At 63.9% G+C, this 16,518-nt stretch carries 17 protein-coding genes and 1 pseudogene; 12 read left to right on the forward strand and 6 right to left on the reverse strand.

Features of this window, described 5'->3' with window-relative positions:
* Positions 1 to 154: 154 nt before the first annotated feature.
* The 3 genes and pseudogenes from CK215_RS23535 (at position 155) to CK215_RS23545 (ending at position 2,616) form a co-directional block, all read left to right on the forward strand.
* Complete coding sequence (locus CK215_RS23535) at positions 155 to 1,054, forward strand: EAL domain-containing protein (protein ID WP_095832350.1); 900 nt, start codon at positions 155 to 157, stop codon at positions 1,052 to 1,054.
* Positions 1,051 to 1,926 (forward strand): EAL domain-containing protein, encoded by an 876-nt coding sequence (locus tag CK215_RS23540; protein ID WP_095832351.1) that lies wholly within the window; start codon positions 1,051 to 1,053, stop codon positions 1,924 to 1,926. Before CK215_RS23535 ends, CK215_RS23540 begins: the two co-directional genes overlap by 4 nt.
* 86 nt (positions 1,927 to 2,012) lie before the next feature.
* Positions 2,013 to 2,616: pseudogene (locus CK215_RS23545) on the forward strand (glutathione S-transferase family protein).
* Positions 2,617 to 2,908: 292 nt separating this feature from the next.
* Here the strand turns inward: CK215_RS23545 and CK215_RS23555 are convergent.
* Positions 2,909 to 3,109 (reverse strand): hypothetical protein, encoded by a 201-nt coding sequence (locus CK215_RS23555; RefSeq protein ID WP_095781323.1) that lies wholly within the window; start codon positions 3,107 to 3,109, stop codon positions 2,909 to 2,911.
* A gap of 321 nt (positions 3,110 to 3,430) precedes the next feature.
* The gene (locus tag CK215_RS23560) at positions 3,431 to 3,643 is read right to left on the reverse strand and encodes a cold-shock protein (RefSeq protein ID WP_066994534.1); all 213 of its coding nucleotides are present in this window, start codon (positions 3,641 to 3,643) and stop codon (positions 3,431 to 3,433) included.
* 273 nt (positions 3,644 to 3,916) lie between these two features.
* Here CK215_RS23560 and CK215_RS23565 point away from each other — a divergent pair, with 273 nt between their 5' ends.
* Positions 3,917 to 4,246 carry a hypothetical protein gene (locus CK215_RS23565; protein ID WP_095781324.1) on the forward strand — a complete coding sequence of 110 codons (330 nt, stop codon included), beginning with the start codon at positions 3,917 to 3,919 and terminating at the stop codon, positions 4,244 to 4,246.
* A gap of 23 nt (positions 4,247 to 4,269) precedes the next feature.
* On the opposite strand, the gene CK215_RS23570 is transcribed toward CK215_RS23565, so the two are convergent.
* A complete protein-coding gene (locus tag CK215_RS23570; protein ID WP_095832391.1) occupies positions 4,270 to 4,839 on the reverse strand; it encodes a methylated-DNA--[protein]-cysteine S-methyltransferase in 570 nt (189 codons plus the stop codon).
* A 175-nt stretch (positions 4,840 to 5,014) separates the two neighbouring features.
* Between CK215_RS23570 and CK215_RS23575 the strand changes: the two genes are divergently transcribed.
* From CK215_RS23575 to CK215_RS23600, 6 genes are all read left to right on the forward strand, one after another.
* Entirely contained in the window at positions 5,015 to 5,992 is a 978-nt protein-coding gene (locus tag CK215_RS23575) for a lytic transglycosylase domain-containing protein (RefSeq protein WP_095826542.1), read from the forward strand.
* Between the two features lie 44 nt (positions 5,993 to 6,036).
* A complete protein-coding gene (locus CK215_RS23580; protein ID WP_095832352.1) occupies positions 6,037 to 6,534 on the forward strand; it encodes an N-acetyltransferase in 498 nt (165 codons plus the stop codon).
* 401 nt (positions 6,535 to 6,935) lie between these two features.
* Complete coding sequence (locus CK215_RS23585; protein WP_095826540.1) at positions 6,936 to 8,204, forward strand: ABC transporter substrate-binding protein; 1,269 nt, start codon at positions 6,936 to 6,938, stop codon at positions 8,202 to 8,204.
* A 5-nt stretch (positions 8,205 to 8,209) separates the two neighbouring features.
* Positions 8,210 to 9,148, forward strand: coding sequence for a sugar ABC transporter permease (locus CK215_RS23590; RefSeq protein ID WP_095832392.1), 939 nt, complete (start codon positions 8,210 to 8,212; stop codon positions 9,146 to 9,148).
* 1 nt (position 9,149) lies between these two features.
* Positions 9,150 to 9,974 (forward strand): carbohydrate ABC transporter permease, encoded by an 825-nt coding sequence (locus CK215_RS23595; protein WP_095823228.1) that lies wholly within the window; start codon positions 9,150 to 9,152, stop codon positions 9,972 to 9,974.
* A gap of 215 nt (positions 9,975 to 10,189) precedes the next feature.
* On the forward strand, positions 10,190 to 10,747 hold the full coding sequence (locus tag CK215_RS23600; protein WP_095832353.1) for a DUF4142 domain-containing protein: 558 nt from the start codon (positions 10,190 to 10,192) through the stop codon (positions 10,745 to 10,747).
* Between the two features lie 29 nt (positions 10,748 to 10,776).
* On the opposite strand, the gene CK215_RS23605 is transcribed toward CK215_RS23600, so the two are convergent.
* The gene (locus CK215_RS23605; RefSeq protein ID WP_066994550.1) at positions 10,777 to 11,097 is read right to left on the reverse strand and encodes a DUF1476 domain-containing protein; all 321 of its coding nucleotides are present in this window, start codon (positions 11,095 to 11,097) and stop codon (positions 10,777 to 10,779) included.
* 221 nt (positions 11,098 to 11,318) lie between these two features.
* Here CK215_RS23605 and CK215_RS23610 point away from each other — a divergent pair, with 221 nt between their 5' ends.
* Both CK215_RS23610 and CK215_RS23615 read left to right on the forward strand, forming a co-directional pair.
* Positions 11,319 to 11,708: a DUF6152 family protein gene (locus tag CK215_RS23610; RefSeq protein WP_095832354.1), complete on the forward strand. Its 390-nt coding sequence runs from the start codon at positions 11,319 to 11,321 to the stop codon at positions 11,706 to 11,708.
* Positions 11,709 to 12,176, forward strand: a complete 468-nt coding sequence (locus CK215_RS23615) for a hypothetical protein (RefSeq protein ID WP_095832355.1) — start codon at positions 11,709 to 11,711, stop codon at positions 12,174 to 12,176. It abuts the gene before it with no gap.
* A gap of 34 nt (positions 12,177 to 12,210) precedes the next feature.
* Here CK215_RS23615 and CK215_RS23620 read toward each other — a convergent pair whose 3' ends face one another.
* Together CK215_RS23620 and carB are read right to left on the reverse strand one after the other, a co-directional pair.
* Positions 12,211 to 12,555 carry a hypothetical protein gene (locus tag CK215_RS23620; protein WP_170950367.1) on the reverse strand — a complete coding sequence of 115 codons (345 nt, stop codon included), beginning with the start codon at positions 12,553 to 12,555 and terminating at the stop codon, positions 12,211 to 12,213.
* A 232-nt stretch (positions 12,556 to 12,787) separates the two neighbouring features.
* The gene (gene carB / locus CK215_RS23625) at positions 12,788 to 16,279 is read right to left on the reverse strand and encodes a carbamoyl-phosphate synthase large subunit (RefSeq protein WP_095832356.1); all 3,492 of its coding nucleotides are present in this window, start codon (positions 16,277 to 16,279) and stop codon (positions 12,788 to 12,790) included.
* Between the last annotated feature and the right edge of the window lie 239 nt (positions 16,280 to 16,518).

Here is a 16,518-nt window from a genome sequence, read left to right on the forward strand (position 1 = left end):
TCATGTCGCATCATCGGGCCAAGCGCAAGCATTGTCGGGTGATCCAGAGGTCAAGGTGGCGTGAGCGGCAACTATAAATTCATCAACGAGCGGTAAACCCTTGGCTGGCAGGATGGCAGATCGAATTCCGCTTACTCTGCGGAGCGAGGGACCTTTGTCGCGCAGCATCGGGCTTGCCCATATCATCCGTCATGATGACGGCACCTCAAGCGGTGTCTGGGGAGTCTACACGCTGCAGAGCGCCTTCCAGCCAATCTTCGCCTTCGATGGAGGCAAGCTTTCGCTCGTCGCCTTCGAGGGGCTTATCCGCCCGTTCCGCGACGGTGAGCCGCAATCGCCGATGAGCTTCTTCGGCACTTGCCCCGCAGGCGACCGGCTGCACATCGAGGCGCTGACCAGGACGCTGCATCTGCTCAACGCCGGCGGCTGTCTGCCGCAAGAGGCGTCGATTTTCGTCAATTTCGATCCGTCGGTGTTCACCGACCGCGCCATCGTCGACAAGGCGCTGCGCGACATGCGGCTGGTGCTGCACGAGGCCGGCATCGACCCGCGCCGTATCGTGTGCGAGGTCACCGAGCAGAAATCGGCTTCGCAGGAAGCGCTCTACAGCTTCGTCGAGGCGCTGCGCGCCAACGGGTTCCGCATCGCCGTCGACGATTACGGCGCCGACGAATCCGACATCAACCGCATCAAGGAATTGCGGCCGGACATCGTCAAGTTCGACGCCAACTGGATCACGCAGCTGATGGAGTCCGGAGCCGGATTCGCGCTGCTGACAACGATGGTGACGAGCTTCGAAAGTCAGGGCATCCGCACGGTTTTCGAAGGCATCGAGGAAGGCTGGCAGCTCGAGCTCGCCGAGAAATCCGGGGCGTCGATGGTGCAAGGCTATGTGCTTGCCCGGCCGGAGCTGGCCTCGATCAGTCCTCGCGTCTTCGGCAAGAGCGTGCAGGCGCCCGCGGCCGGGGACGGCAAAACGATCGCGGCCGCCAGTCCCGCTCCGGTGGCGTCAGCTCGCCCGACCAAGGCGTTTGGGCGCAAGGTGACGCCATGATCGGGCGGCCCGACAGGCAGCGCCCCGAAAGGCGGCGAAGTGTCGCCGAAGCGATCTTCGAAGACGAGATCGGCCTTCAATTCGGCGTCTATGGCGAGTTCCGGCTGTGGAGCGCCTACCAGCCGATCTTCGCGCCGCGTGGCAGATCGCTGCAACCCGTCGCCGTCGAGGCGCTGATCGAGCCGCGGCGCGTCGCGACGACCGTTGCGCCGCAAGTTTTCTTCGACAGCGTTGTGGCAAAGGACCGGCTGTTCGTCGAGACGATGTGCCGGATGCTGCATCTCGGCAACTACCGCAACATCGGCGTCGATGGCCTTACCCTGTTCTTCAACTACAATCCGATGATCAACGATCATTTCGGGCGGGCGCTCGCCGAGATCCGGCTGATGGCCAGGCATCTCGGCGATTTCGGCCTCGAACCGGCCATGCTGGTCTGCGAGATCACCGAGCAGGCAGCCGACGAGCATGTGCTCGCCGGTCTCGTGCGCGAGATGAGGCGCGACGGTGTCCGCATCGCCATCGATGACTTCGGCACCGGACATTCGACCGAAGCGCGCATCGGCCTGCTGTCGCCCGACATCGTCAAGATCGACGGCGGCTGGTTTGCCGAGTTCTGCCGCCATGCCGCCGCCGAGCGGTTCTTCCGGCCGCTGGTTTCGACGCTGCACGACCGCGGCGCCAAGGTGCTGGTCGAGGGCATCGAGCATGCCACGCATCTGCGCGTCGCGCTCGATGGTGGCGTCGACCTCCTGCAAGGATATCACCTCGCCCGCCCGGCGATCGCCGGCACCATCTTCAACGAAGAGCCGCTGGCGATCGATGCGCTGCTCGGTATGGACAACAAGGTAGTGCCTCTGCATCAGCGCCGCTGATGCTTTCACTCAAAAACAAATCACTGGATGAACCCCGCACAGGCGAGTTAGAGGCCTCCGATCGTTCGTCGCGCGCGGAGAGGGCCATGATCCTTTATGACATGATCGACAGCGGCAATTGCTACAAGCCGCGTCTGTTGATGGCAAAGCTCGGCATTCCCTTCACCCGCATCGAAGTGAGCTCGCACACCGGGGAGACGCGCAAGGCCGACTATGTCGCCAAGAACCCCAACGCGATGGTGCCGCTGCTCGAGCTCGACGACGGCCGACGCATCGCTGAATCCAACGCCATTCTGCTCTATCTCGCCGAGGGCACACGCTTCCTGCCGGCCGACAGATATGAGCGGGCGCTGGCCTATCAGTGGCTGTTCTTCGAGCAGTACAGCCACGAGCCCTATATCGCGGTGCGCAAGGCGCTGCTCACATTTCCCGAGAGCGCGAAGGATGCGACGCCGGAACGGTTGGCGCTGACTTTGGAGCGGCAAGGCGCTCGGCGTGATGAACAAACATCTGGAGCAGAACGCCTTTTTTGCCGGCGCCAGCTACAGCGTCGCCGACATTGCGCTCTTTGCCTACACTCACACCGCCGAGATGGGCGGCTTCCAGCTCGACGCCCATCCGGCCGTGGTGGAGTGGCTGAAGCGGGTCGAGACGGACAAGAGGCACGTGCCGATCAAGTGGGTTGGGTAGTCTGTTTCTATGCCGCAGCATTTTGCAGCCGCCGAATGCTGGCTATTTGATGAGACGATCGTATTCGGCATGGGTGCCGATCCAGATCCAGTCGAAGCCATCAGCGCTTTCGAGGGCCAAGGCCCGATAAGTGTCGTCTATCCTCGCCGACCAAAGCTCTCCCACCTTTTGAAATGGAGGGATGGATGTCGCGGATTGGTCTCATCGAAGTGAAGTTCTTGTCGGCCGGTACGGCGAACGGCCTTTGGCAAAGAATTGTATCTTGTCCAAAAACTAGCGGTAGCTCTGTGCCTCACAGGTCACGCAGTTTGCCGGCAGCTATTTCGGCGCGTGCTTCGGCCAGCAGCTTGTCCAGCCGGCCCGCCTTTGCGTCGGCCTCAATCTGCTTGTCCCACAAATCGGCCTGCAGCGTCTCAAACCACGCGGCAAACGCCTCCAGCTCTTCAGGGCTGAGTTCGGCAACGGACTTTTCGATCTGTTCGAGCTTGGTCATGAATCATACTACAATTGGGCTAAAAGTACCAAAAGTGGGACCACAAGCGCGGGCGGCGGCTTGCCAATTCAGGCAACAAAAAAGGCGGGACAATGCCCGCCTTCCTATGCCGGTAGCCTGATCGGAAGCGTTGAGGCCGGGCCGGCAGCTATCTGCTGTTCCAGCTTGTCGGGTCCTTTCGCTCCGGCGCGCTTATCGCACGACCGTCAGTACATCCGTGACTTGCCGCCCGCTCCAGGCTCTCGCCCGGTGCGCGTCGCTAACTAGGCGCATTGTGCAATGCCAGGCGATCACGCCCGGCTGCAAAATGCCAGCGCCAAATCAGGCTGCCTTGCTCAGAGACCCAGCAGCGGACTTGCCGGTGCGGCGGTCCTGCTCGATCTCGAAGCTGATCTTCTGGCCTTCAACGAGGGTGGTCATGCCAGCGCGCTCGACGGCGGAGATGTGGACGAAAACGTCCGCGCCGCCATTGTCGGGCTGGATGAAGCCGTAGCCCTTGGTGGCGTTGAACCACTTAACCGTACCAGTTGCCATGTAGAGTCCTTCACATTTGCTTCGTTTGACCGGACCAAAGCCCGGCCGGTGGTATCGAAATTTTGGAGATAGACGTCAGCAAACGCGAAGATCGCGGCCCGATCGATCGGCCAAATTCAATGCGCCGGATATAGTATGGTTCGCGAACGAAAACAAGATGGCGTTACCGGCATGTGCCGCGATAGCGTCCAACGGAGCCCACTGCGCTTGGAAGGTTTGCAGCCGGGGATGCGTTGTGGAGGGAAGATACGCTTGCTGTTGCGGGAGAATATCATGAGGACAATTCTGCTTGCCGCCTGCCTGATGTTGGTGGCCGCCGAGGCGCAGGCCGTCTCGCGCTACGACCCGACGCGCATGAGCTGCGACCGCGTGCGGGCGACGATCGCCAGGCAGGGCGCGGTCATCCTGCGGTACCAGTCGATGCGCGTGCCGGGACTGCCGCTTTATGACCGCTATGTGCAGGACGAGCGCTTCTGCAACATGGGCGAGGTGAGGGCGCGGGCCTATGTGCCGAGCGCCGATATCAAATCCTGCCCCGTCTATATCTGCAAACGGCCGGACTTCGACCGGCATTTCCGACGGCGGATCTTTCCGCGCCATTAGAGTCCGGCGTTCGGCAAGCTGTGTCAGAACGCGAATGATGCCTGAGCGGCGGGCGGCGGGCCGACCCGCACGCCTTCCATGGCCAGCATCTTCTCCTTGGTGGCGGAGCCGCCGGTAGCCGAGAAGCCGCCGATCTTGCCGCCGGCGGCAAGGATGCGGTGGCAGGGAATGACCAGCGGCACCGGATTGGCGCCGAGGGCTGCACCGGTTTCGCGCGCAAGCCCGGCATGGCCGGCCCGCTTGGCCAGTTCGCCATAGGTGGTGGTCTCGCCGAAGCCGAGCTTGCGCGCAGCGTCATAGATGGCGAGGCGGAAATCGTCGACGCCGTCGAGATCGACCGGCACGCCGGAGAAATCGACATCCTCCCCGGCCGCATAGGCCTTGATCGAGGCGATCAGTTCGACCACCCATTGCGGCTGTTCGGTGGAGGTGGAGCCTCCGGCATGGCGAAACAGGCGGCGCTCGACCGCTTCGCGGCTACGCTCGGGCAGGCAGAGCCGGATCAGGCCCTTTTCGCTCCAGGCGACGCCCATGAAGCCGATCACTGTTTCTAACACTGCGTGGCCGGCCGTGATCGGCAATGCCTTTTCCATGGTGCGCTCCTTTCCGCAAACTGCGAAAAACGGGTACATCTCCAGTACAGATGGGGAACAATATCGCAGTTTGCTTCGAGTCTCGCCACCCGAAAGCTGCACACTGGCCCTGATTGCCCGGCTGGAATCGCTGGTGTAAGGACTCTTCAACAACCGACAATCGGACCTGCAGGGCTTGGCAGCGAAAATCATCCTCACCGCGATCGGCGTGCTCGTTGCCGCTGCCGGCCTCAGCGGCTGTACCTCGACCTCACAGATGAAACCCTCGCCGGCGCTTGCGGCGGCATCGACGCCGGCCGCCGAGGACGACACACCCACCATCGCGCTGCCCGAAACCGTTGCTGTGCTGCCGGAGCCTTCCGGCCTCGCTCAGGTGCAAACGGCGGCGCTGACCGGCGATGCCGTGGCCCTGGCGACGGCACCTGGGGCGACGGCGCCTGGCGCGACGACGGCTGGCGCGCCGTTGCCGCCGCCCGCGCAGCCCGGCGCCGCCCTTCCGCCGCCGGCGCAACCTGCCGCGTTCGCCGGCTCGACACCCGTCGCCGGGCAGTTTCCGCCGCCGCCGGTGCTGCTGGCCGGCGCATCGCCGACCGGCCCCGGTGCGCTCAAGCAGGCCGCCGCCTACAAGAGCGCCGCTGTTGCCATGCCGGTCACCGGCCAATCAGCGAAGGTGGCTCCCATGCCGGGCGTGCAGCAGGTCGCCTATGTGATGCCGCAGAACCCGGCGCTGCTTGCCCAACCGGGCCAGCCCGAACAGCATGCCACAGGTCCGCGCGCCGAGATCGAGCGGCTGATCGAGAAATATTCGGCGATCTACGAAGTGCCGGTCGATCTGGTGCGCCATGTCGTCAACCGCGAGAGCACCTTCAATCCGAAGGCCTATAATCACGGGCATTGGGGGCTGATGCAGATCAAGCACGCGACCGCACGCGGCATGGGCTATGACGGGCCGGCAGCCGGCCTGTTCGACGCCGAGACCAATCTCAAATACGCTGTCAAATACCTGCGCGGCGCCTGGCTGGTCTCGGGCGGCAATGCCAAGCGGGCCGACCAGCTCTATCAGACAGGCTATTATTACGACGCCAAGCGCAAGGGCCTGCTCGATCAAACGGGTCTCGGCGTCGACCGGCGCCGCCTGCAGCCGGGCGCCTGAGCGCCGGCAACGAGGCGCGTCCCATCGGTCTTTGGGGCAGTTGCATGCGTGACACTGACAGCCGCCGGCCGCCGGCCCTCAACGATGTCCGCCTTCGCAAGCTTCTCGACGATGCGCTGACCGCGCCGCATTGGCCGGAAGGCTTCGTTATGCGCCCGTTCGAGCACAGGGATGCGCAGGCCCTGCACGCACTGCTGGAAGAGGCATTCGACGACGGCGCCGAAGGTCCGTTCGACGAATGGTGGCAGCGCATCTCTGGCGATACCGAGTTCGATCCGGACCTCTGTTTCCTGGTCATCGACGGCAAGGGGCTGCTGGCGGGCGCCGCGCTTTGCTGGGCGTCGGGCTTCGTCAAGGATCTCGCCGTTCATCCGGACTCGCGAAGGCACGGCATCGGCGAGGCGCTGATGCGGCACGTGTTCCTGACTTTCCGCGACAAAGGTGCCGCCCATGTCGACCTCAAGACCAACACGGTGAAGAACCCCGCAGCCTTCAGGCTTTACGAGCGGCTGGGCATGGTTCCGGTGGCCTGGGAAGGCTAGGCGCTTCGCAGCATTTGCCTTCAGCGACACAACCGAATGCAGGGCGCATCGTGAACCGCTTCACACAAGCTGACGTTAGGACATGCTAATGCGTCGTGGTGCAGGGCGGCCGATCGGCGGATCGACGCTGGCAAGGCGTCGGAGAGGCTGTGCCGGCATGCGTCAGCCACTCCAAGGCGGGCTCCGGGGCGGCGGGTTTCGGAGCCCGCCCGCTTTGGGCCTGCGGCCAATCGCGAGATCTCCCTAAACTGAGTGACTGGGGTCAGTCCGCTCCCGGACCCGTCCCCGATGGCCATGTCGGGAACCCCGAAGCGTCGCTCCGCATTCAATGCGGGCGGAGGGTCATCATCAGCCGACGCGGCAAGGTCCGCGTGGACGGTTCCGAGGCGAGGCCCACCAGCATGAAATTTTACCGCGCATTCCTTGCACTTGCCGTCGGCGTGATGCTCGCGGTGGCGCCGGCTCGCGGGGTCGAGCTGTCGATCGTGTCGGGCGACACGGGCAACGGCATCAAGGTCTTGCGCGAGATACTCGACCGCTACCAGAAGCAGAGCGGCAACAAGGTCGACGTCGTGGTGATCCCGCCGTCGGGCACCGACCAGTTCGGTCAGTTCAGATTGTGGCTCGCGGCGGGAAACAGCGACATCGACGTCTACCAGACCGACGTGATCTGGGCGCCGCAGCTTGCCAGCCAACTCGTCGATCTCACCGCGGCGACCAGGGATATCGTGGCCGAGCACTTCCCGTCGATCATCCAGTCGCAGACCGTGAACGGAAAGCTGGTGGCGCTGCCGATCTTCACCGACGCGCCGGCACTCTATTACCGCAAGGATCTGCTCGACAAATATGGCGGCAAGGTGCCGACCACCTGGCAGGAACTGGCCGACACCGCCAAGCTCGTCATGGACAAGGAGCGCACCGCCGGCAACAAGGACCTGTGGGGTTTCGTCTTCCAGGGCAACGCCTATGAGGGGCTGACCTGCGATGCGCTCGAATGGGTGATGTCGAATGGCGGCGGCCAGATCATCGAGCCCAACGGCACGGTCTCCATCAACAATCGACAAGCCGCGGCCGCGCTCGACATGGTCAAGGGCTGGATCGGCACCATTGCGCCGCCGGGCGTGCTCGCCTACCAGGAAGAGGAATCGCGCGGCGTCTGGCAGACCGGCAATGCCGTCTTCATGCGCAACTGGCCCTATGCCTATGCGCTCGGCAACAGCGAGACCTCACCGATCAAGGGCAAGTTCGATGTGGCGCCGCTGCCGGCAGGAACCGGCGAGGGCGCCCGGCCGACGGCAACGCTCGGCGGCTGGAATCTCGCGGTTTCCAAATATTCCAAGCACCAGGACGCGGCGATCGATCTGGTGAAGTTCATCGCCTCGCCCGAGATGCAGAAGTATCGGACGCTGAGGACGTCCAACCTGCCCACCATCAAAGCGCTCTATGACGATCCCGATATCGCCAGGGAACAGCCGATCGTCCCGCGCTGGAAGCAGATATTCCTCAACGCGGCGCCGCGCCCTTCGGCGGTCGCCAAAATCAAGTACAACGAAGCCTCGAGCCAATTCTGGACGGCCGTCCACAACACCATGTCGGGCGACGGCAGCGCCGCCGACAATCTGGCCGATCTCGAAGCCAGGCTGACCAGGCTGAAGGGCAAGGGCTGGTGAGGGCGATGCCTGTGAGCCGCTCGCGCCTGATGCGGCAACGCGTGCGCTCGGCCTGGCTGTTTCTGGCGCCGATGCTTCTGGTCCTTGCCGCCGTCGCCGGCTGGCCGCTCCTGCGCACCTTCTACTACAGCTTCACCGACGCCTCATTGGCCGATCTCGACGCCCGTCAATGGGTCGGCTTCGACAATTATTTCTCGATGCTCAGCATGCCGAGCGGCCGCGTGCTCTATGACGGGCTGCTCGCCGATCCGGTCTGGTGGCGCGCCGTGTGGAACACGCTGCTGTTTGCCGTGGTGTCGGTGAGCTGCGAAACGGTCCTCGGCATGATCGTGGCGCTCGTTCTCAACGCCGACTTCAGAGGCCGCGGCTTCGTCAGGGCGGCGATCCTCATTCCCTGGGCGATCCCGACCATCGTCTCGGCCAAGATGTGGCAGTGGATGCTCAACGACCAGTTCGGCATCATCAATGCGGTGCTGCTCAACCTTGGCCTGATCGACGCCAAAATCGCCTGGACCGCGAGCACCGACACGGCGATGATCGCGGTGCTGATCGTCGACATTTGGAAGACGACACCGTTCATGGCGCTGCTTTTCCTCGCCGCGCTGCAGATGCTGCCGCGCGATGTTATCGAGGTCGCCAGGCTCGACGGCGCCAATCCGTGGCAGATCTTCTGGAAGGTGACCTTGCCGCTCATCCGCCCGGCGGTCATGGTTGCGGTGATCTTCCGCGCGCTCGACGCGCTGCGCATCTTCGACCTGATCTACGTGCTGACGCCCAACAATGTGCACACCAAATCGATGTCGGTGTTCGTGCGCGAGAACCTGTTCGAGTTCGACAAGTTCGCCTATGGCTCGGCCGCCTCGACGGTGCTTTTCCTGATCGTCGCGCTGCTCACCATTTCCTACATCCGCATTGGCCGGATAGAGCTGGAAGGAGGCCGCTGAGATGGCGATGTTGAAGCGTTTAGGCTTCTTCCTGCTGGTGGGGGCAATCGTCTTCGTCGCGGTGTTTCCGCTCTATTACGCCGTCGTCACTAGCCTGAAATCCGGCACCGAGTTGTTCGAGGCGAGCCTTTGGCCGCAGGCGTTAAGCCTCGCCAACTACAGGAACGTGCTGGTCGAAGGTCCTTTCCTGCGCAATCTCTTGAATTCCTTGGTCGTCTCGGGCGCGGTCGTGCTCATCTCGCTGCTGCTCGGCGTGACATCCGCCTATGCGCTTGCACGCGTCCGGTTCCGCGGCCGTTCGGCACTGATGCTTGCCATACTGTCGGTGTCGATGTTTCCGCAGGTCGCGGTGCTGGCCGGCCTGTTCGAGATCATCCGGGCCTTTGGCCTCTACAATTCGCTCATCGCACTGATCTTCTCCTACATGATCTTCACGCTGCCGTTCACGGTCTGGGTGCTCACCGCCTTCGTGCGCGACCTGCCGGTCGAAATCGAGGAAGCGGCGATCCTCGACGGCGCGACGCCATGGATCATCGTCACTCGCGTCTTCCTGCCGCTGATGTGGCCAGCATTGGCGACGACAGGGCTGCTCGCCTTCATCGGCGCATGGAACGAGTTCCTGTTTGCGCTGACCTTCACCTCCAACAACGCGCAGCGCACGGTGCCGGTGGCGATCGCGCTGCTTTCCGGCAACTCGCAATTCGAGATCCCCTGGGGCAACATCATGGCCGCTTCGGTGATCGTCACGGTGCCGCTGGTGGTGCTGGTGCTGATCTTCCAACGCAAGATCGTTTCCGGCCTAACCGCCGGCGGCGTGAAGGGATAGGCCGTGCTGATGTTCAGGTGATGCCGGGCTGCGAATGGCGGTGTCCTGCGCTTCGGTGTTCACGTACTTCAAGCACTCTCCGCTCCGGTTCTCGGAACCGCCATCCTCGGCTCGGCCTGACCCTGACTCTCAACACAGCCTCCTTCACGGGCCCTCAACGCAACCGGCAGCGCCATTTCGCGTTGGAAGTGCAAGGGGCTGATCGGAGATTCCAGATGAAAACGCTTCTGACCGCGGCCGCCATGGCGCTCCTTGCCGGCGCGCAGGCCACTCTTGCTCAGTCGAGCGACAGCAACGATGTCGCGCCAATGGCGGCAGACAATAAGGTCGACACGCAGACTTTCGTCACCACCGTACCCAATGCCAATGAGTTCGAAATCCAGGCGAGCAGGCTGGCCGAGGAGAAGTCGCAGTCGGACGAACTCAAGGCTTTTGCCAACGAGATGGTCAGGGACCACACCAAGGCAGGGGAGGATTTCAAGGCGGCGATGAGCCAGGGCCAGACGACGGCTTCTATCAAGCCTGCCGGCCCCGCCCTGGGGCCTAAGGAACAGCAGATGCTAGGCGAGCTCAAACAGGCGAGCGGCACAGAGTTCGACCGGAAGTATATCAAGATGCTGATGGATGCGCACAGGGACGCGGTCGCGCTGTTCAGCACCTATGCCAATTCCGGCGACGACCCGGCGCTGAAGGAATTCGCCAAGAAGACTCTGCCGGTGCTGAAAATGCACGAGAAGCATGTGAAGGAACTGGCGGTGGCGCATCACGGGTGAGGGGTGGTTTCTGCCCCCGCAGCGGGTCCTCAGCTCGCCTTGATCTGCTCGACCGCCGTTGCCAGCAACTCGTCCATGGCCTGGCGAATCTGGGCATCCGACTGGACGACGCCTGCCGCGTCGAAGTCGGCACGGACCTTGCGGAACACGTCGTTGTCGCCCGCTTCCTCGAAATCCGCGCGCACCACCTCTTTCGCATAGGCGTCGGCATCCACGCCGGATTTGCCGAGCTTTTCGGCGGCCCACAGGCCGAGCAGCTTGTTCCGGCGCGCCACGGCCTTGAACTTCGTCTCCTCGTCCATTGCGAATTTCTTTTCGAAGCCTTCCTGACGGTCCCTCATGCTGCTCATGTTTTGCCTCGCTCAGACGTGAGTTCGACCGCCTCCGATGCATGAGCGGCCAGGAGAAGCGAAAATGGGGAGCATGAAGGCCTGTAGCAAGGCCTGATCGTGCTATGGACGCCGCGGACCCGAAATTCGTGCCATGCCGGGCTGAAGCTCCGATGTGATTTGACCTGGCCGGGCCGTAGCCTACTTTCGACCGCTGGCGGGAAGAGTGGAGGAAATGGGCGATGCAGTTGCCGTTGAACCATATGCAGGGTGTCGTGCTGGCGGCGGCATTGATGTTTGCTGCAGGCACTGCCGCCTATGCCCATCACGGCTGGTCGTGGACGCAGGACGAGTTCTTCGAGCTCAAGGGCAAGATCGCGGCGATCTATATCGGCAATCCGCATGCGACGCTGGACGTCGATGCGCAGGGCGAGGTGTGGCGGGTGGAGATGGCGCCGCCGGCCCGCACCATCGCCGCCGGCTTCACCGAGGAGGTCGCCAAGGTCGGCGACGCGGTGACCGCGATCGGCCATCGCTCGCGCGAGGAGGCGGAAAAGCGCATGAAGGCGGTGCGCATCATCGTCGGCGGCAAGCGCTACGACGTGTATCCCGACCGTCTGCCGCCGGCCTAGATGGCGGAGTTTCTGGCCGGCATCGAGCAGCTTGCCTTGGTGCGGGGGCTGAAGGCCTCCTTCGTCGCCTATCCTGTCGTCAACGCGCTGCACATCATGGCGATCGGCGCGCTCCTGACCAGCGTCGTTCTGATGGACCTCAGGATCTGTGGTGCCTTCCGCTCGCTGCCGCAGGCGGCGTTCGTCGCATTGCTGCGCCGCGTAGCCCTTGGGGCGTTTGGCGGCGCGATCATCACCGGGGCGTTGCTGTTTTCGGTAAAGGCGAGCACCTATGCGGCGATGCCGGTCTTCCTTGCCAAGATGACGCTGATCCTGCTGGCGGGGACCAATTTCCTAGCCTTCACGCACTTGACCCGCACGAGCGGCGTGGCCGAGTCGGCCGGGGGCATCGCGGCCGTCCTGGCCGTGATTTCGCTCGGCCTGTGGACCTGCGTGCTTTTCGCCGGGCGGTTCATAGGGTTTTTGTGAAGCAATTCCAGGAAGAGAGCGCTCCGCTTGCTGCTCAGATATCCGGCGCGTTGCCGACCTTCTTCTTCATCTCCAGCGCCCAGGCGCGGCCTTCGTCGCCGCCCCACAGCAGCCAGGCGATGTAGCCGGCAGAGGGATTTTGCTCGTCGCCGTAGTTCTTGCCGCGCTTGTCGACCTCATGGCGGGCGAAATAGCTGACCATGCGGCGGATGGTCGAGGGTGAAAGTTTCCGCCTGCTCTTCAGCTCTGTCGCCCGCGCCACGCCGATCTCGGTGCCGCCGCGGCCGAACTCCTTGCGCAGGCGCAGCCCCTTGGCGGCGTTGTCGGCGACCACCTGCGGGCAGCGCAGATCGATTTCGTCTTCGGAGATGTCACCCATCGCAGATTTTTAGCCTACGGGCAGAACGCGGGGAAGCGGGGTTCCGGAGTTGCTAATCGGTGCCGGTACCAAAATGCGCTGAGATGAACGGGCACGCAGTCGCGCTCTACGGCGCGCCCCCCTCTGTCCTGCCGGACATCTCCCCCACAAGTGGGAAGATCAGCCGCCATCGCGGCTTTCGCCAATCGCGCCGGTGCAGGATCGGCGAGGCGGCGAAGCTGCGCCAATAGCCTCACCCAAAATACTCCTGCAGCGGCCGCACTTCGAGGTTCCCCGCCCGCAGCGCCGCGATCGCTTCGGCCACGGCCGCCGCGCCCGACAGGGTCGTGTAATACGGCACCTTCTGCATCAGTGTCGCACGCCGCAGCGACTTCGAGTCCGACACGGCTTTCTGGCCGTCGGTGGTGTTGAAGACGATCTGGACCTGGCGGTTGCGGATGGCGTCCTCGATGTGGGGGCGGCCTTCGAGTACCTTGTTGATCTTTTCCGCCGTCACGCCGTTCTCGGCGAGGAAGCGGGCGGTGCCGGAAGTGGCAAGCACCTTGAAGCCCTGCTCGGCGAGGCGTTTTACGGCGGGCAGAATCCCCTTCTTGTCTTCGTCGCGCACCGAGACGAACAGCGTGCCGGAGCGGGGCAGGTCGACATTGGCCCCTAACTGGCTCTTGGCGAAGGCCAGCGCAAAGTCGCGGTCGAGGCCCATGACCTCGCCGGTCGAGCGCATTTCCGGCCCGAGCAGGATGTCGACGCCGGGGAAGCGGGCGAAGGGGAAGACGGCTTCCTTGACCGCGATATGGCCGGGATTGCGCGCGTCGGGCATGGCGCCGTAATGCGCGAAGGCGTTTTCCAGCGTCTCGCCGGCCATGATGCGGGCGGCGATTTTCGCAATGGGACGGCCGATGGTCTTGGCGACGAAGGGCACGGTGCGCGAGGCGCGCGGATTGACCTCAAGCACATAGACCGTGCCGTCCTTGATGGCGTATTGCACGTTCATCAGGCCGCCGACATTGAGCGCCCGGGCAAGTGCGGCGGTCTGGCGTTCCAGCTCGTCGACGAGGTCCGGCTGCAGCGAATATACCGGCAACGAGCAGGCGCTGTCGCCCGAATGGATGCCGGCCTCCTCGATGTGCTCCAGGATGCCGGAGACGAAGGTCTCCTTGCCGTCGCAAAGGCAGTCGACATCGACCTCGGTGGCGCCGGTGAGATAAGTGTCGAACAAAAGCGGGTTCTTGCCGAGCAGCGTGTTGATCTGGCCGGTCTTGTCGGCCGGGTATTTCTGCTTGATGTCCTCCGGCACCAGGCCGGGCACGGTGTCGAGCAGGTAGGTCTGCAGCATGCCTTCATTGTAGATGATCTGCATGGCGCGGCCGCCGAGCACATAGGACGGGCGCACCACCAGCGGGAAGCCGAGCTCGGCAGCGACGAGGCGCGCCTGCTCGACCGAATAGGCAATGCCGTTCTTCGGCTGGGTGAGCCCGAGCTTGTGCAACAGCTTCTGGAAGCGGTCGCGATCTTCCGCAAGGTCGATCATGTCGGGCGAAGTGCCGAGGATCGGGATGCCGGCCTTCTCCAGCGCGTCGGCCAGCTTCAGCGGTGTCTGGCCGCCGAATTGGACGATGACGCCGACCAGTTCCCCGGAGGCCTGCTCGGCGCGCAGGATCTCCAGCACGTCCTCCGGCGTCAGCGGATCGAAATAGAGCCGGTCGGACGTGTCGTAGTCGGTCGACACGGTCTCCGGGTTGCAGTTGACCATGATCGCCTCGAAGCCGGCATCGCGCAGCGCAAAGGCGGCATGGCAGCAGCAATAGTCGAACTCGATGCCCTGGCCGATGCGGTTCGGGCCGCCGCCGAGGATGACGACCTTCTTGCGCGACGACACACGCGCCTCGTTGGCGAGCTCGCCGGCGAAGGGCGTCTCATAGGTCGAGTACATATAGGCGGTCGGCGAGGCGAACTCGGCGGCGCAGGTGTCGATGCGCTTATAGACCGGATGAACGCCGAGCTTTTGCCTGGTCTTCTGAATGACTTCGGCGTCGGTTCTGGTCAGCGACGCGAGGCGTGCGTCGGAAAAGCCCATCGCCTTCAGCATGCGCAGGTTCGCCGCGTCCTGCGGCAGGCCGTGCTCGCGGATGCGCTCTTCCATGGCGATGATGCCGGCGATCTGCTCGAGGAACCATGGGTCGATCTTGCACATGGCGTGCACGTCTTCGAGCGAGGTACCCATGCGGATCGCCTGCGCCACCATGCGCAGCCGATCGGGCGTCGGCGTGCCGAGCGCCGCGCGGATGGCGTTGCGGTCGTCGACGTGGTCTGCCGAGCCAAGGCCGGGGATCTCGATCTCGTCGAGGCCGGTGAGGCCGGTTTCCAGTCCGCGCAGCGCCTTCTGCAGCGATTCCTGGAAGCTGCGGCCGATGGCCATGACCTCGCCGACCGACTTCATGGCGGTGGTCAGCACCGGCTCGGCGCCGGGGAATTTCTCGAAGGCGAAGCGCGGGATCTTGGTCACCACATAGTCGATCGACGGCTCGAACGAGGCCGGCGTCGCGCCGCCGGTGATGTCGTTCTCCAGCTCGTCCAGCGTGTAGCCGACGGCAAGCTTTGCCGCGACCTTGGCAATCGGGAAGCCGGTCGCCTTCGAGGCGAGCGCGGACGAGCGCGAGACGCGCGGGTTCATCTCGATCACCACCAGGCGGCCATCGGCCGGGTTGACGGCGAACTGCACATTGGAGCCGCCCGTCTCGACGCCGATCTCGCGCAGCACCGCGATCGAGGCGTTGCGCATCATCTGATACTCTTTGTCGGTCAAGGTCAGCGCCGGCGCGACGGTGATGGAATCGCCGGTGTGCACGCCCATCGGGTCGAGGTTCTCGATCGAGCAGATGATGATGCAGTTGTCCGCCTTGTCGCGGACCACTTCCATCTCGTACTCCTTCCAGCCGAGCACGCTTTCCTCGATCAGCACCTCGGTGGTCGGCGAGGCGTCGAGGCCGGACTGGACGATGTCGTAGAATTCGGCGCGGTTGTAGGCGATGCCGCCGCCGGTGCCGCCCATGGTGAAGGAGGGGCGGATGATCGCCGGCAGGCCGACATGGTCGAGCGCTTGCGCCGCGATCGCCATGGCGTGGCTGATATAGCGCTGCTTGCGGTCGCCTTCGCCGAGGTTCCAGCGCGTCTCCAGCGCGTCGAGCGCGGCATCGAGGTTTTCGGGGTTCTCGGCTTTGAGCGCGGCGCGCTCGGCCTCGTGGATCTTGCGGTCGGCGTCCTTGACTTCTGTGGCGTTGGCCAGCATCGAGCGCGGCGTCTCCAGCCCGATCTTGCTCATCGCCTGGCGGAACAGCGCGCGGTCCTCGGCCTTGTCGATGGCATGCGCATCGGCGCCGATCATCTCGACATTGTAGCGGTCGAGCACGCCCATGCGGCGCAGCGACAGCGCGGTGTTGAGCGCGGTCTGGCCGCCCATGGTGGGCAGCAGCGCGTCGGGGCGCTCCTTGGCGATGATCTTCGCCACCACTTCCGGCGTGATCGGTTCGATATAGGTGGCGTCGGCCAGCTCCGGATCGGTCATGATCGTGGCCGGGTTGGAGTTGACCAGGATGACGCGGAAACCCTCTTCCTTCAGCGCCTTGCAGGCCTGGGTCCCGGAATAGTCGAACTCGCATGCCTGGCCGATGACGATGGGGCCGGCCCCGATGATCAGGATCGACTTGATGTCGGTGCGTCTTGGCATGGTCTATGGATTCCGTTCGGCGAGCGGCTTGCACGACAAACCGGGCGGGGAGGACCCGGCCGGTTGTGCTTGCGATTCTGGTATCAGGCTAGGAGGGCCTTATAGGGAAGAGTTTTGGCGGATGTAACCCCGAAAATGAGGGTTTTGCGGGTTGGCGTGCCGGAACAAAACAGGCGTCTCATTCCTTCGCGCCCCCCTCTGCCCTGCCGGGCATCTCCCCCACGAGGGAGGAGGTTGGA

It is taken from the genome of Mesorhizobium sp. WSM3864 (genome assembly GCF_002294955.1).
Taxonomy (GTDB): domain Bacteria; phylum Pseudomonadota; class Alphaproteobacteria; order Rhizobiales; family Rhizobiaceae; genus Mesorhizobium.